Below are 15,209 nucleotides of genomic sequence, written 5' to 3'. Positions count from 1 at the left end.
ACCAGTCTTATCTCTTGGAATTAACGGCTTGGATCCGCGACCTTCAGCGCAACATCAGAACGCTGCAAGCAGCGCCTGCTTCTGCCGCCGGAGCGAAGGGCTCGCGCACGATCAGGCCGTTGGCGTCGGCCAGCATTCTCAGCATCGAGGAATCCTGGATGCCGAACGGCGTCGCCACCAATGCGCCGGCTTCTTCCCGGACCACGGCGCGCACATAGTCTTGCCTTAGATCATTGGCCGGCATCGCGGCGCCAAGCTGAGCCTGGCGGATGTCCTGCCGGTGGGGACGGCCGCCGAGCTGCGCCAACAGCGGCTTCAGGAACAATTGCGAGCAGACCAGGCTCGCCACCGGATTGCCGGGCAGGCCGATGCACCTGATATCGCCCAGCCGCCCGAACATCAGCGGCTTGCCCGGGCGCATGGCGAGCTTCCAGAAGTCGAGCATCATGCCTTCGCCGGTCAGCACGTCATGGACGAGATCATGGTCGCCGACCGAGGCGCCGCCGAGCGTGACGATGACGTCGGCTTTCGCATTGACCGCCTTTTTCACCAGCGCCGCGATCGCTTCCTTGCGATCGGCCGCTATACCGAGATCGAGCGCGCGAGCGCCGACCGACTGCGCCACAGCAGCGACGCCATAGGCGTTGGACGAGATGATCTGGTCGGGGCCAGGTTCGCTGCCCGGTGGCAGCAATTCGTCGCCGGTGGCGATGATGGCGACCAGCGGCCGTTGCACCACGTTCAACAGGGGATGATTGGCCGATGCCGCCAGGGACAATGCAGCCGGATCGAGCACGCGGCCTTTTTCCAGCAGCACGTCGCCTTGGGCAAAATCCAGTCCAAGGCGGCGGATGTTACGGTTCTTCGCCGTCGGTTCGGTGACCTCGATCCGGCCACCGCCGAGATCGCGGACATTCTCCTGGATGACAATGGTGTCTGCGCCTTCCGGCAGCGGCGCGCCGGTGAAGATGCGCACGGCTTCCGCCTTACCTACAGTGCCGTTAAAGCCCCGCCCTGCGGGCGCCATGCCGATCACCGAAAGCCTCGCCGGAGCGGACGCCACATCCTGCGCCCGTGCGGCATAGCCGTCCATGGCAGATGCATTGAAAGGCGGCTGGGTACGCAGCGCCACGACCGGCTCCGCCAGCACCCGGCCGGCCGCATCCGCCAGCGCGACGCTTTCACCGGGCAACGCCACAGCGCCGTCGAGTAGGCGTTGAAGCGCCTCGGCGACTGGAACCAGCGCCATTTACGAACCCGCCTTGTAGCCACCTGACTTGCCGCCGGTCTTTTCCACCAGCTTTATACCGGAAATCACCATGGCGCGGTCGACCGCCTTGGCCATGTCGTAAATGCTCAGGCACGCGACAGATGCCGCGGTCAGCGCCTCCATCTCGACCCCGGTCTTGCCTGTGACGCGGGCGAGCGCGGTGACCCTGAGGCCGGGCAGCGTGGTGTCCGGTTCGATGTCGACCGACACCTTGGTCAAAAGCAGCGGATGGCAGAGCGGAATCAGCTCATGCGTCTTCTTGGCCGCCATGATGCCGGCAATGCGCGCGGTGCCGAGCACATCGCCCTTCTTGGCGTCGCCGTCGAGGATCATCTTCAGGGTTTCGGCCCGCATCGAGACAAAGCCCTCGGCGACCGCCGTGCGCGTCGTCTCCGCCTTCTCGCCGACATCGACCATGTTGGCCTCGCCCTTGGCGCCGAGATGGGTGAGGGCGGCTGCCATCCTCAGATGGCCCCTGCCTTCGCCTTGCCTGTCAAAAGCAGCCGCGTTGCCGCAGCGACATCCTCTTGCCGCATCAGGCTCTCGCCGACGAGGAAGGTGCTGATGCCGGTCTTTTGCATCCTGAAGCAATCGTCGTGGGTGAAAATTCCGCTCTCGCTGACCAGCAATCGGCCGCCCGGCACCATCGATGCCAGCCGTTCCGAGGTCTCGAGGCTGGTCTCGAATGTTCTGAGATTGCGGTTGTTGATGCCGATCAGCTGCGACGAGAGTTTTACCGCGCGCTGCGTCTCGGCCTCGTCATGCACCTCGATCAGCGCGTCCATGCCGAGTTCGAACGCGGTCGCTTCCAATTCGCTCGCCAAGGCATCATCGACGCTGGCCATGATGATCAGGATGGCATCGGCGCCCCATGCGCGAGCCTCGTAGACCTGGTAAGGGTCGAACAGGAAATCCTTGCGCAGCGCGGGCAGGGACACTGCCTTCCGTGCATTGGTGAGAAATTCCGGCGCGCCCTGGAAGGATGGCGCATCGGTCAGCACCGAAAGACAGGCGGCACCGCCTTTCTCATAGGCCTGCGCCAGTGCGGGCGGGTCGAAATCGGCACGGATTAAGCCTTTGGATGGGCTTGCCTTTTTGATCTCGGCGATCAGGCCGAAGCTGCCCGATCTGCGCTTCGCCTCAAGCGCCCTCCGAAAGCCACGCGGTGCGTCGGCATCCTTGGCTCGCGCCTTGATCTCGGCCAACGGTATCCGCGCCTTCGCCGCCGCGATCTCGTCGCGCTTGTAGGCCTCGATGTTGCGCAGAATGTCAGCCACGGCTCATCCGTTTGAAATCTCGACCAGCCTGTCGAGCACGCCCAGCGCCCGGCCGCTGTCGATGGCCTGTGTGGCCGCGGCCATGCCGTCGGCAAGCGTCGTCGCCTTGCCGGCCACCACCATGCCGGCGCCGGCGTTCATCAGCACCGTATCGCGATAGGCCCCGGCAGCACCTCTCAGCATGTCGCGCAACGCCGTGGCATTGTAGGCGGCGTCGCCGCCGCGCAACTCGTCCTTGGTGTGGCGCTGCAGGCCGACGGCTTCCGGGGTGAGCGTGAAATGGCGGATCTCGCCGCCGGCCAGTTCCGCCACCTGCGTTTCGCCGGTGGTGGTGATTTCGTCATAGCCGTCGCCATGGACGACCCAGGCATGCTCGGTGCCCAGCGCCTTCAATGTCTCGGCCACCGGCACGATCCATTCCGGCAGGAACACGCCGACCATCTGCCTGCTGACGCCGGCCGGATTGGACAGCGGTCCGAGCAGGTTGAAGATCGTGCGCGTGCCGAGCTCGACGCGGGTCGGGCCGACATGCTTCATCGCCGGGTGGTGCGCAGGTGCGAACATGAAGCCGACGCCGGCCTCCTGGATGCAGCGGCCGATTACCTCTGGCGGGATATCGATCTTGACGCCGAGCGCGACCAGCACATCGGCAGCGCCCGTCAGCGACGACAGGCCGCGATTGCCGTGCTTGGCGACCGGCACGCCGCAGCCGGCAATGACGAAGGCCGAAGCGGTCGAGATGTTGACTGAATGCGAATTGTCGCCGCCGGTGCCGACAATGTCGATTGCGCCCTCAGGAGCTTCGACGCGCAGCATCTTGGCACGCATGGTGGCGACGGCGCCGGAAATCTCGCTCACCGTCTCGCCGCGCACACGCAAGGCCATCAGGAAGCCGCCGATCTGCCCCGGCGTCGCGTCGCCAGACATGATGATGTCGAAAGCTTCGCGCGCTTCCTCGAAGGTAAGCCCGGTTCCCGTGGCGACCTTGGCGATATGGGTCTTTAGGGCGCTCATTGGCTAGGGCCATTCATTGGGCGAGGGCTTGGGCAACGGCGGCCTGGTCGAGGCTGACGGCGAACTGCGTCTGCAACTGCGCCACCAACTGGTCGAGCAGATCGTCGGACATGCCTTGCGTGAAGGATTTTTGCGCATCGTCGGGTACCGAGCTGGCGTCGGCTCCGGCCGGCTCGAACACTTCGGCGACCTTGAACAGGATCTGGCCGTCGCCGGTGGGCGAGGGGATCAGCCCGGTGCCGCCTTCGCCGACCCCGAACATCGCAGCAGCACCCTCCTTGCCGAAATCGACATCGTCGGCCTCGCGCTTCACGCCGCGCTTGGTCTGCTTTTCAAGCTTCAGTTCGCCGGCGATGACGTCGAGTGTGGTGCCAGCCTTGAGGCGCTTGTCGAGTTCGTCTGCTTTCGCGGTCAGCCGCTTGGTCGTTTCCTCTGTCGTCCAGTCCGCCACCACGCGCTGGCGGACTTCGTCCAGCGTGCGGTCGCGAGCCGGCGTGATCGATGTCAGTTCATAGAACACGAAGCCGTTGTTAGGCGTGGTCAGGGCTTGATTCTCGGTGTTGGGCTCGGCCTCGAACACCGCCTTGATCAGGTCCGGCGATGCCGGCAGGTCCTTGATGATGGTGCCGTCCGGCTTGAGGCCGGTGCGGTCTATGGCCTCGACGGTGACGTCCTTGAGCTTCAGTTTGGCGGCGGCTTCGGCCAGCGTGCTGCCGGCGGCGCGGGTGTCTTCGTAGTTGTCGTGCACGTCGAGCAGGATGCGGCTTGCTTCGCCGAGCGCCAGATCCTTTCGGATCTGGTCTGACACTTCCGCCAGCGGCTTCACCGTTTCCGGTTTGATCTCGGTGACGCGCAAAAGCACCGGACCGAACGCGCCCTGGACGACCGGGCTGACTTCGTTGACGGCAAGCGCGAATGCGGCATCGGCGACCGCCTTGTCGGTGATCTTATCCTTGGAGAGCGTGCCGAGCAGCGTGTCGGCCGGGGTCTTGCCCTGCGCGGTGACGATCTTGTCGAAAGTGGCGCCCGTCTTCAGCGAATCGGATGCCGCCTTGGCGGCGTCCGCGGAAGGGAACACCAGCTGTTCGATGGTGCGCATTTCCGGCGTGGTGTAGCGGCCCTTGTTCTTGTTGTAGTCGTCGCTGACCTGCTGGTCGGTCACGGCGCTGACATCCATGATGTCTTCGGGCTCGAGCCGGACATAGGAGAATTTGCGGTATTCTGGCGCCGCGTAGGTTTTCTTGTTGGCCTCGAAATAAGCCTGAAGCACGCTGTCGGATGGCGCCTCGATGGGCTCCACCAACGCCTTTGGCAAGATCAGATAGTCGATGGTGCGGTCTTCGCCGCGATAGAGCGCAACTGCCTTGAAGAAGGTATCCGGAGCCTTGAGCCCGTCCGAAACCGCTTCGACGATCTGCTGGCGCACCGCCACCTGGGCCCGGTTCTTCAGATAATCCTCCGGCCGCATGCCCAGTTCGCGCAGCCGGGATTCGAACAGCCGGCGGTCGAACTGGCCATTCGGGCCCTGGAAGGCGGGTTCCTGCCGCGTCAGTTCGGCCAGCCTGTCCTTGGAGAAGCCAAGCCCGAGCTTGCGCGCCTGTTCGTCGAGGACGGCGCCGGACACCAACTGAGCCAGCACCTGGTTGTCGATGCCATAGGCCTTGGCCTGGTCGCGGCTGATGCGTTGGCCGATCTGCTGCTGCAGCATGGCGATCTGGCGATCGTAGGCGAGGCGGTATTCGGTGATCGACACGGTGGTGCTGCCGGCGGTGATCACCGCATGATGGCCAGCCAGGAAGCCGCCCGTCATCCGCGTGGTGACGCCCCAGGCAAGGAAACTCAACACCAGCAGCGACAGCAGGGCTTTCGCGACCCAGGTCCCTGCCGCGCTTCTCAATATACCAAGCATTGTTACTTCCGATTTTTGCGCAGTTTTGCGTGCGCCCGAGTCTGAAACAAGCGCAATAGCGCCCTTCCGGCTCACTGTCGATTGCTTTGTGGCCTGATTTTGATAGGGAGGGCGAGACCCCAATGTCGCCCGGAGAACCAGATCCCCATGACGCCAGGAATTCGACCGCTCGTTGCCGGCAACTGGAAAATGAACGGCACCAGCGCTTCGCTGAACGAGCTCAGGATGATCGGCAACGGCTTCATGAGCGGGCTCGACGCAGAGACCGAAGCATTGGTGTGCGTGCCGGCGACCTTGCTGTCGCGCGCCGTCGAAATCCTGTCGCGCACGCCGGTGCGGGCCGGTGGCGAGGACTGCCACATCAAGGAAAGCGGCGCCTTCACCGGCTGTGTCTCAGCCGAGATGCTGAAGGATGCGGGCGCCAGCCACGTCATTGTCGGCCATTCCGAGTGCCGCGAACAGCGCAGCGAGGACGATGCCATCGTCCTCGCCAAGGCCTCGGCGGCGTGGCGGGCAGGGCTCGTCGCCATCATCTGCATCGGCGAGACCAAGGCCGAGCGCGAAGCGGGCACAGCACTCGACGTATTATCGCGGCAGGTCGCCGGCTCGGTGCCACCGAGCGCAGCGCCCGCCAACACCGTTATCGCCTACGAGCCGGTATGGGCTATCGGCACCGGCCTGACGCCGACCGCCGAAGACGTGGCGGAGGCGCACGCACATATCCGCCAAAAACTGGCGGAAGCGCTCGGCGCAGCCGTGGCCGGCAAGATGCGCATCCTCTATGGCGGCTCGGTCAAGGCGTCCAACGCTGTCGAACTGCTGGGCGTCAAAAACGTCGATGGCGCGCTGGTTGGCGGCGCCAGCCTGAAGGCGTCCGACTTTCTCGCCATCGCCGAGGCATACCAGAATATCGCGTAGGCCCCGGAATTTCGGTCATCGACTTATGAACGCAGCAGTTCGGCGGAAATCGTTGCAAAGGGCGCATTGCTTCCCATATTCCGGCCACGGGCTTGGAAATGCCGTTAAAGCATTGTATGGAGCCGCCTCCAAATCACCGGCCCTGATCGCCAGGGAGCGGCAGGGCTTGCCAGGATAAAATATGGAAACCGTACTGATCGTCATCCACCTCATGGTCGTGCTCGCCCTTGTCGGCGTCGTGCTGCTGCAACGCTCCGAAGGCGGTGGTCTCGGCATTGGCGGCGGTTCCGGTTTCATGACCGCGCGTGGCGCCGCCAATGCGCTGACGCGGGCGACGGCGATCCTGGCCGCGGCCTTCTTCGTGACGTCGCTGACACTCTCGATCGTTGCCCGCTATGGCGAAAAACCGATCGACATTCTCGACCGCGTGCCGGCCGACAGCGGCAACGGCGTGCTCAATCAGTTGCCCGGCACGACGGCGCCGACGCCGCCTTCGGGCAACACCGCACCGGCCGCGCCCGCGGCCAACGGCGCCGCCACGACGCCGCCCGCGACGGCTCCCGCCACCACAGCCCCGGCGACGGCTCCATCTCCGGCGACGCCACCTGCAACCGACGATTCGGCTGCGCCGCCGGCTACCAATGGCGTTACCTTGCCGGTCACGCCGCAGGTTCCGAACCAGTAGTCGGTACGGTCAGATGCCGCGATCTGTTGTTGTTTCAACACAGTCGCGGCAAATGGCACACGATCACGAAGATTCGACCGCACCCCGTGCTTGAGGCCCGTACGCCACTTCGATTATAGATTGCCGGCGGCACTTTCTGCGCCCTTGGGGGGCGCCGGGCGACGCCGTGGGCAACAAGCATTGAACGATCGGATCTTCGCCATGCAGCTTCGCAGCTTCATTTTCATGGGGTTTTGTGCCGTATTCGGCATGAGCTCCGCGGCCTTCGCCGGCACTCCGGCAATGACCTCACCGCAGGCGGTTGGCAAAACCGCTGTCATCAACGTCGCCGCCAAGAGCGATGCGACGCAGCTGAAGCTTCTCAAGAAGAAGAAAAACCCGAGCCCGGATGATCTGGCTCAGATCAGCAAGCTCGAAGACAAGATCGCCGCCGACAGGGATCTCGCCCGCGTCAAGGCGCTCGAGGCCCGCAAGCTGGCGATGCGCGATGCGGCGAAAGCCAGGGCCGATGCCCAGCGCCAGGCGTTCCTGGCAAGCAAGGGCAAGCCGGTCGTGGTTGCCGACGCCAAGCCAGGCAAGAAGACCACCAAGATCATCGCTCCGGTTGACCCGATCGCGCCGATCGAGCCGATCGAATCGGCTGAACCGCTTCCGGCCGAAGCGATGAATATCGCGCTGACCGGCAACAATGGCGAATTGCGCAGCGAGGCCCCAGGCCAGAAGCCGACGAGCGGCGGACTGTTCGCCGGCCTGTTCGGCGGCACGTCCTCTGCCTCGTCGATTGCCTATCTCCCCGAAACGCGCGCGCTCGACCAGGCTCTCGCCAAGCGGCAAGCCAAGAAGCAGTTCAAGGTGAAGCCGGAATTCGTGCCGCAGGACGTCGAATTCAGCGGCTATGAGCCGGGTACGATCGTCATCGATACCAGCGCGCGCCGCCTCTACCTCGTCGAATCGGCTTTCACCGCCCGCCGCTATGCGATCGCGGTCGGCCGCGAAGGCCTGCAGTTCAAGGGCAAGGTTGCCGTTGGCGACAAGCAGGAATGGCCGCGCTGGATCCCGACGCTCGACATGCAGAAGCGCGAACCCAAGCATTATGGCCAGTACAAGGACGGCATGCCCGGCGGCGGCCAGAACCCGCTCGGCGCCCGCGCCATCTATCTCTACGACGGCAAGAAGGACACGCATCTGCGCATCCACGGCACCATCGCGCCGCAGTCGATCGGAACCAGCGCTTCCAATGGCTGCTTCCGCATGATCAACGAGCACGTCATGGACCTCTACAGCCGCGTCAGGGTCGGCACCAAGGTCGTCATCATCTGACGTTTTCACAAACCTGCCGAAGGGCCGGCTTTTGCCGGCCCTTTTGTTTTGACCAAAACACCAGTCTCGAACCTCGGGACTATCGCGCCTTCTCTGGAAAAAGCCTCAGCGGCGGTTTTTTCTCTGGCGGAATCAATTCGGCCGCGTTAAGCGATGACTCCCATGGCGCGATATGTATTCATCACAGGCGGCGTGGTTTCCTCACTTGGAAAAGGCATCGCTGCAGCGGCCCTTGGGGCTCTCTTGCAGGCGCGAGGCTATCGCGCACGCATCAAAAAGCTCGATCCCTATCTCAATGTCGATCCCGGAACGATGTCGCCTTACCAGCATGGCGAGGTTTTCGTCACCGATGACGGCGCCGAGACCGATCTCGATCTTGGCCATTACGAGCGCTTCACCGGCCGCTCGGCCAACCAGCAGGACAACATCACCACCGGCCGCATCTACAAGAACATCATCGAGCGCGAACGGCGCGGCGACTATCTCGGCGCCACCGTGCAGGTCATTCCGCACGTCACCGACGAGATCAAGAATTTCGTGCTCGACGGCAATGACGACTATGATTTCGTGCTGTGCGAGATCGGCGGCACGGTCGGCGATATCGAGGCGATGCCGTTCCTCGAGGCGATCCGCCAGCTCGGCAACGATCTGCCGCGCAACAACGCCGTCTATGTCCACCTGACCTTGATGCCTTACATCCCGACGGCCGGCGAGTTGAAGACCAAGCCGACCCAGCATTCGGTCAAGGAACTGCGCGGCATCGGCATCGCGCCCGATATCCTGCTGGTCCGCGCCGACCGCGCCATCCCCAAGGAAGAGCGCAGAAAACTGTCGCTGTTCTGCAATGTGCGCGAAAGTGCCGTCATCCAGGCGCTCGACGTGCCCCACATCTATGACGTGCCGATGGCTTACCACAAGGAAGGGCTCGATTCGGAAGTGCTGGCCGCCTTCGGTATCGATCCGGCGCCGAAGCCACGTATGGAGCCCTGGCAGGCCGTGTCCAACCGCATCCACAATCCGGAGGGCGAGGTGACGATTGCCATTGTCGGCAAATACACCGGCCTCAAGGATGCCTACAAATCGCTGATCGAGGCTTTGTCGCATGGCGGCATGGCCAACCGCGTCAAGGTCAAGCTCGACTGGATCGAGAGCGAGATTTTCGAGAAGGAAGACCCCACGCCGTGGCTGGAAAAGGTGCATGGCATCCTGGTGCCCGGCGGCTTCGGCGAGCGTGGCTCGGAAGGCAAAATCCTGGCGGCGAAATTCGCCCGCGAGCGCAAGGTGCCGTATTTCGGCATCTGCTTCGGCATGCAGATGGCCTGCATCGAGGCGGCGCGCTCGCTGGCCGGCGTCGAACACGCCTCGTCGACCGAATTCGGTCCGACCGACGAGCCGGTCGTCGGCCTGATGACCGAATGGCTGAAAGGCAACATGCTGGAGAAGCGCCGCGAAACCGGCGATCTCGGCGGCACCATGCGGCTCGGCGCCTATCAGGCTGAACTCGCCAAGGGTTCGAAGATCGCCGACATCTATGGCGACACCCAGATTTCCGAGCGCCATCGCCACCGCTACGAGGTCAATATCGACTACAAGGAGCGGCTCGAAGATTGCGGCCTGGTGTTTGCCGGCATGTCGCCCGACGGCGTGCTGCCGGAAACGGTCGAATACCCCGACCATCCCTGGTTCATCGGTGTCCAGTACCATCCGGAGCTGAAGAGCCGGCCGCTTGAGCCGCATCCCCTGTTCGCCAGCTTCATCTCGGCCGCGGTGGACCAGTCGCGACTGGTCTAGGGCCACGGTGAGGTTTCGCAGCTGATGCAGACCTATGTTGCGCTGCTCTACAGCATTATCCTCGGCGAAGGCCGCCGGGTCGTCATGGCCGACCTCAAGGCGATGGCTGAACAGCTTGGGCTGAAGAACCCGCGCACCCTGGTGGCGACCGGCAATCTGGTCTTCGAGACACGGGCGACTGGCATCGCCAAGCTGGAACAGCGGTTGGAAACGGCCTTCGAAAAAACCTTCGGCCGCAATGTCGTCATCATCGTGCGCACTGCCGAGGATTGGCTGAAACTTGCCGCCGGCAACCCATTCCCGGCCGACTCTGCCGAGGCAAGCGATCAGGTGGCCGTGCGGGTGATGCGCGAGCCAACGCCAGCGGATGGTGTGGTCGCGCTCCAGGCCTATGCCGCCGAGGACGAGAAGGTGGCTTCGGTCGACGGTGACATCTGGGTCGTCTTTTCGCGCCAGCGGCCAAGCTCGCGGCTGCTCGCTGCCATGAACCACAAGCGCATGGGCATCGGCACCGCACGCAACTGGAACACGGTGCGGAGGTTGGCTGAGATGGTAGGGGGTAGGGAGTAGGGAGTAGGGAGTAGGGAGTAGGGAGTAGGGAGTAGGGAGTAGGGGTATTATTCCCTACTGACTACTGACTACTGACTACTGACTACTCCCTATCCCTCAATTTCACGCCTTCGCCGTCCTGGCCCCTGCGCCAAGGGCGGCGGTGCGAAGGACGTAGTAGATGACCCCTGCAATGCCGACGCCGAAGAACCAGCCATAAACGCCCCACCATGCCGGTAGCAGGTTCGTGAAGTTCGGCAGGACCGAGGAGAAGATGGCGCCGATGCCGGCTGCTATGAAGGCGTTGACGTGCCAGCCGCCCTGGAAGCGGAACTCGCCATCTTCGCGGTACAGTGCCTCGACGTCGACCTCGCCCTTCCGGATCAGATAGTAGTCGACCATCATCACCCCGAAGATCGGCCCCATCGTCGCGCCGATGACGTTGACGAAAGATGCGGCACTGCCTTCCCACGGCGCGAAGGGATAGAGCACCAGCGCGATAACAGCCGCGATATAGCCGCCCTTCTTGAAGTCGATCTGCCGGGGAAAGACATTGGAGAAGTCGAAGGCCGGCGAGACGAAGTTTGCCACCACATTGATGCCGAGCGTCGCCACGGCAAAAGTCAGGGCTGCAAGCGCTGCCAGGAACCAGCTGTCGAATTTCGCCGAGATCTGGTCGGGATGCAGAAGCACTTCGCCATACACGTCGAAGGCAGCGATGGTGGTCACGCCGGCGACCAGCGAGAACAGGATGAGATTGATCGGCAGGCCCCAGATGTTGCCCTTGCGCAGCGATGCCTTGTCTGGGGCATAGCGGGCGAAATCGCAGAAATTGAGATAGAGCGCTGAGAAATAGGTGACCCAGATCGCCGCCACCGCAAACAGCGACGTCCAGGAGCCAGGGGTTCCGGGTACGCCGGCATCCTTTGTCTTGTCGAGCAGCACATCCATCGGGATGTCGCTGGTGAAGGCAAATCTCCCGGATTTTACACAGAGATAGATCGCCAGGATCAACATCATCACCCACACCGCCGGTCCGGCCCAATCCTGGAAGCGGCGCACCGTTTCCATGCCGTTCTGGATGATCAGCAATTGCAGTGCCCAGATGACCACAAAACAGATCACTTCCAGACCCGTGTGGCCGAGGAAATGCGTGTTGGCGTTGAAATCGGCGAACCATTGCGAGCGGATCAGCAACGCCACGATCGCGCCCGATGCCGCCGCCGTCTGCGCGCCGTACCAGAAGCAGGCGACGATGGCGCGCACCAGGGCCGGAATGTTGGCGCCCCAGATGCCGAAGGACGCGCGCGCCAGCACGGGGTAGGGCACGCCGGTCTTCACGCCGGCATAGCCGACCATGTTCATCAGCGCGTAGATGATCAGCGAACCGATGCCGATGGCGATGATGAAATTGACGAAGCCGCCGCAAAACAGGAACAGGCTTGCGGCGAGATAGTAGCCCCAGAGGCTGTGGACGTCCGACGTCCAGACGTTGAAGATCGAGAACGGCCCCCAGTTTCGGACTTTGGCCGGAGCCAAATCCTCATTGTATAGATCGGGTGATGCGCCTTGTATGGTCATTGCGATGTCCTCCCCTTGATGCCGCACGCGCCCTCACGCGTCGACTGCGCAGGTTATGCCTGACGCAGGGGAACCGGCAAGCAATCCATTTGCCGGCTTTGGCCTTAAAGATATTCAATGAGAACAGCGCTTATCGATCGGCTTTTGGCGAAGGTCGGCGCAATCGCGGCGATCTTGATTCGACCCGCAGACGGCAGGGATCAGGACGCTTTGCGGTTGAGGGCCGGTGATGCGTCGAAATTGGCGGCAAGCCAAGCTATCGCGCAGGTGACATCATCGAGCCTGTATTGGGCCACGGTCGGCCCACGCGGCTTGACCCGGATCGAGATGCCGCCGGCCTCGTTGATCGCCTCGAAACCGTTTTCGTCGGCGGTGTCGTCGCCGAGAAAGACCGGCCGCCGTCCGGCAAAGGGCGGGATTGCCATGAAACGCCGCAGGGCAGCGCCCTTGGCCGCTTCGAGCGGCATGAGTTCGACGCCGGCGTTGCCCGGGATAACCCGATAGCCCTTGGGAAGCTCGGTCAATGCCTGTTCGGCAAGATGCGTTGCCCTGGCCAGCAGATGCGGCGCCGCACGCGTATGGATGGCGAGGATCGGACCCTTGCGCTCGATATGAACAAGGCCGTCATCGAGTTCGGCCTCGATGGCGTCGGCAAGGGCAGCGATATCGGCGGGAGCATCCGCGGTAACGACCGGGCCGTCCGGCGTCAGCCGGTGTTCCAGCCCATAGAGACCGGCAACACGCAGCTTCAACGGATGAAACAGGCGGTCGGCGCCCTCGACCGAGCGGCCGGTGATAAAGGCGACGGCGCCGTCCAGCCGTTTGTCGACGGCGCCGAGGAGGTTGCGCAGTTCGTCGCTCACGGACACGGCGTCGGGGTGCGCGGCGTGCTCCAGCAACGTGCCGTCGATGTCGAGGAAAAGCGCCCATTGTCCTTCCGGCAGGTCGGGTGCGGTTGGCAGGCCCGGTGCTTTCGACAGGCTATTCATGACGCCACCTTCCGCATGCGGTCGAACAGCGAGACGATGTTGCTGCCGGTGTTTGCGGGCCGCTCGGCGACACTTGTCGCTCTTTCGAGGTCGCCGCGTTTGCGCAGGCGCGCCGCATCGAGCAGCATGCTGCCGGCCCAGCGAAAGACATTGTTGTCGCGCACTATTTCGCGCATCGGGCGCATGCGCTCGCGTTGTTCGTCCGGTGACATGGTCAGCGCCTGCAGCAGCACCTGGCTCATCATCGCCGCGTCGTAAGGATTGACGATCAGTGCTTCCAGCAGTTCGCGCGACGCGCCGGCAAACGTGCTGAGCAACAGCACGCCCTGTTCGTCGTCACGCGCGGCGACGAATTCCTTGGCTACGAGGTTCATGCCGTCATGCAGGCTGGTGACCATGCAGATGTCGGCGGCGCGATAGATCTCATAGACCTGTTGCTGCGAATGGTGCTCAGCCACCATGACCACGGGCTTGTAGCCGTCATGACCGTAGCGCTGGTTGAGCTCGTTGGCATAACGCAGGCATTCATCGTGCAATTGCTGGTACGCCGGCAGCGTGCCGCGGCTTGGGGCAGCAATCTGCAGGAACACTACCTTGCCGATCCACTCGGGGTGGCGCGTAAACAATTCGTCCAGCGCATGGAAGCGGTCGAGGATGCCCTTGGTGTAGTCCAGGCGCTCGACGCCGACGCACAGCTTGACGTCCGCCGACAGGCCGAACCGCTCACGCAGGCGGGCGCGGCTTTCCTCGACCGGTGGCAGTTTGGCCAGGAGTTCGGCCGGCCATTCGATGGAGATGGGATAGGCGTGCACCAGTGTCGTCCGCCCGCCATACGAGATCGCGGCGTCGGCGCGCTCGATCCGGCTTTCCAGGAACCTGTCTACGCTTTCAGTGAAATTATTGGCATGAAACTGGGTGTGAAAGCCGATGATCGAGCTCCCGAGCAGTCCATCAAGAACGCGTTCGCGCCATGGGCAGATGCTGAACACTTCGGAGTTCGGCCACGGGATGTGCCAGAAGGTGATGATGATCGCCTCCGGCAGGCGCTCGCGGATCATGCGCGGCAGGAGCGCGAAATGGTAATCCTGAACCAGCACGATCGGCCGCTCATTGCGCGCCTCGGCAACCACCATATCGGCGAATTTGCGGTTGACGGCCTCATAGGCCTCCCAGTCCGAGGCACGGAAGACCGGCCGTGTGAAGGCGATATGGCAGAGCGGCCAAAGCCCTTCATTGGCAAAGCCGAGATAATAGCCCTGATATTCGTCGTCGCTCAGCCACACGCGGCGCAGCGTATAGGACGGATTGTCCGGCGGCACCTGAACCCGATCGTTGCTGTCGACCGTCAGACGATCCGCAGTTCCGCCGCCATAGGCGATCCAGGTGCCGCTGCAGGCGCGGGTGATAGGCTCAAGCGCCGACACCAGGCCGCTGGCCGGCACCAGAAGCTCGACGCCGTCGTCCTTGATGTTGTGGATATAGGGTTCTCGATTCGAGACGACGATGACCTGCGCGTCCGGCAGGTCGTCGGCAAGTATCTTGCGCAAGGTGTCGGGCGACCAGTTCACCAGCGCCGCGTCGGGAGATTGTCCGTTCTTCTCGAACTCCCGCAAGACCTTGCGCGTCGCTTCCGATGCGACGTCCTCGCCGGCAGTCGGTGCAACCGTCGAGCTATGGCTACGACGTTGCCTGGAGATCGATAACATAACGGCTAGAATCGAAAGGCCAAGGCTTGCAAGGATCAAGACCCAGAGCAGGGCCATGCCATAATCAGTCATTCCAATTCCAACTCAATTTTGGCCGCCAGGGCCTTTTTCTTCATGGTTCGATTTGAGTGTTCGCAGCCGACGATCGCCCGTGAGAACCTGTGTTTTTCGCAACGCACAAACCCTGGGTTCGGTTCCCG

At 63.2% G+C, this 15,209-nt stretch carries 13 protein-coding genes; 5 read left to right on the top strand and 8 right to left on the bottom strand.

What is annotated here, in order from left to right; all coding sequences use genetic code 11:
- Positions 1-43 precede the first annotated feature (43 nt).
- Genes NKI88_RS21220 through NKI88_RS21200 form a run of 5 tightly spaced genes read right to left on the bottom strand, consistent with a single transcriptional unit; the run spans position 44 to position 5,470 of the window.
- Positions 44-1,249 (bottom strand): molybdopterin molybdotransferase MoeA, encoded by a 1,206-nt coding sequence (locus NKI88_RS21220; protein ID WP_352657030.1) that lies wholly within the window; start codon positions 1,247-1,249, stop codon positions 44-46.
- The gene (gene moaC / locus NKI88_RS21215; protein WP_352657027.1) at positions 1,250-1,732 is read right to left on the bottom strand and encodes a cyclic pyranopterin monophosphate synthase MoaC; all 483 of its coding nucleotides are present in this window, start codon (positions 1,730-1,732) and stop codon (positions 1,250-1,252) included.
- A 2-nt stretch (positions 1,733-1,734) separates the two neighbouring features.
- A complete protein-coding gene (gene trpC / locus NKI88_RS21210; RefSeq protein ID WP_352657025.1) occupies positions 1,735-2,547 on the bottom strand; it encodes an indole-3-glycerol phosphate synthase TrpC in 813 nt (270 codons plus the stop codon).
- Between the two features lie 3 nt (positions 2,548-2,550).
- The gene (gene trpD, locus NKI88_RS21205) at positions 2,551-3,561 is read right to left on the bottom strand and encodes an anthranilate phosphoribosyltransferase (protein ID WP_023712346.1); all 1,011 of its coding nucleotides are present in this window, start codon (positions 3,559-3,561) and stop codon (positions 2,551-2,553) included.
- A gap of 13 nt (positions 3,562-3,574) precedes the next feature.
- The gene (locus NKI88_RS21200) at positions 3,575-5,470 is read right to left on the bottom strand and encodes a peptidylprolyl isomerase (protein ID WP_352657023.1); all 1,896 of its coding nucleotides are present in this window, start codon (positions 5,468-5,470) and stop codon (positions 3,575-3,577) included.
- 147 nt (positions 5,471-5,617) lie between these two features.
- Here NKI88_RS21200 and tpiA point away from each other — a divergent pair, with 147 nt between their 5' ends.
- The 5 genes from tpiA (at position 5,618) to NKI88_RS21175 (ending at position 10,754) form a co-directional block, all read left to right on the top strand.
- Positions 5,618-6,388, top strand: coding sequence for a triose-phosphate isomerase (gene tpiA / locus NKI88_RS21195; protein WP_352657021.1), 771 nt, complete (start codon positions 5,618-5,620; stop codon positions 6,386-6,388).
- A 181-nt stretch (positions 6,389-6,569) separates the two neighbouring features.
- Complete coding sequence (gene secG / locus NKI88_RS21190; protein ID WP_023715810.1) at positions 6,570-7,073, top strand: preprotein translocase subunit SecG; 504 nt, start codon at positions 6,570-6,572, stop codon at positions 7,071-7,073.
- Between the two features lie 201 nt (positions 7,074-7,274).
- Positions 7,275-8,393, top strand: coding sequence for a L,D-transpeptidase (locus NKI88_RS21185; RefSeq protein WP_027049440.1), 1,119 nt, complete (start codon positions 7,275-7,277; stop codon positions 8,391-8,393).
- 153 nt (positions 8,394-8,546) lie between these two features.
- Positions 8,547-10,184 carry a CTP synthase gene (gene pyrG / locus NKI88_RS21180; protein ID WP_081725397.1) on the top strand — a complete coding sequence of 546 codons (1,638 nt, stop codon included), beginning with the start codon at positions 8,547-8,549 and terminating at the stop codon, positions 10,182-10,184.
- Between the two features lie 24 nt (positions 10,185-10,208).
- Positions 10,209-10,754 (top strand): DUF1697 domain-containing protein, encoded by a 546-nt coding sequence (locus tag NKI88_RS21175; RefSeq protein ID WP_352657019.1) that lies wholly within the window; start codon positions 10,209-10,211, stop codon positions 10,752-10,754.
- A gap of 102 nt (positions 10,755-10,856) precedes the next feature.
- On the opposite strand, the gene NKI88_RS21170 is transcribed toward NKI88_RS21175, so the two are convergent.
- The 3 genes from NKI88_RS21170 to NKI88_RS21160 form a co-directional block, all read right to left on the bottom strand.
- The gene (locus NKI88_RS21170) at positions 10,857-12,314 is read right to left on the bottom strand and encodes an NCS1 family nucleobase:cation symporter-1 (RefSeq protein WP_023688556.1); all 1,458 of its coding nucleotides are present in this window, start codon (positions 12,312-12,314) and stop codon (positions 10,857-10,859) included.
- A gap of 200 nt (positions 12,315-12,514) precedes the next feature.
- Entirely contained in the window at positions 12,515-13,303 is a 789-nt protein-coding gene (otsB, locus tag NKI88_RS21165) for a trehalose-phosphatase (protein ID WP_352657017.1), read from the bottom strand.
- Positions 13,300-15,081 carry an alpha,alpha-trehalose-phosphate synthase (UDP-forming) gene (locus NKI88_RS21160; RefSeq protein ID WP_352657015.1) on the bottom strand — a complete coding sequence of 594 codons (1,782 nt, stop codon included), beginning with the start codon at positions 15,079-15,081 and terminating at the stop codon, positions 13,300-13,302. The genes otsB and NKI88_RS21160 overlap by 4 nt, the downstream gene beginning before the upstream one ends.
- Positions 15,082-15,209: the final 128 nt, after the last annotated feature.

Origin of the sequence: Mesorhizobium sp. M0317, from assembly GCF_040321555.1 — a bacterium.
In the GTDB taxonomy this organism is placed as follows: domain Bacteria; phylum Pseudomonadota; class Alphaproteobacteria; order Rhizobiales; family Rhizobiaceae; genus Mesorhizobium.
This window is presented reverse-complemented; position numbering and strand designations above follow the sequence as displayed.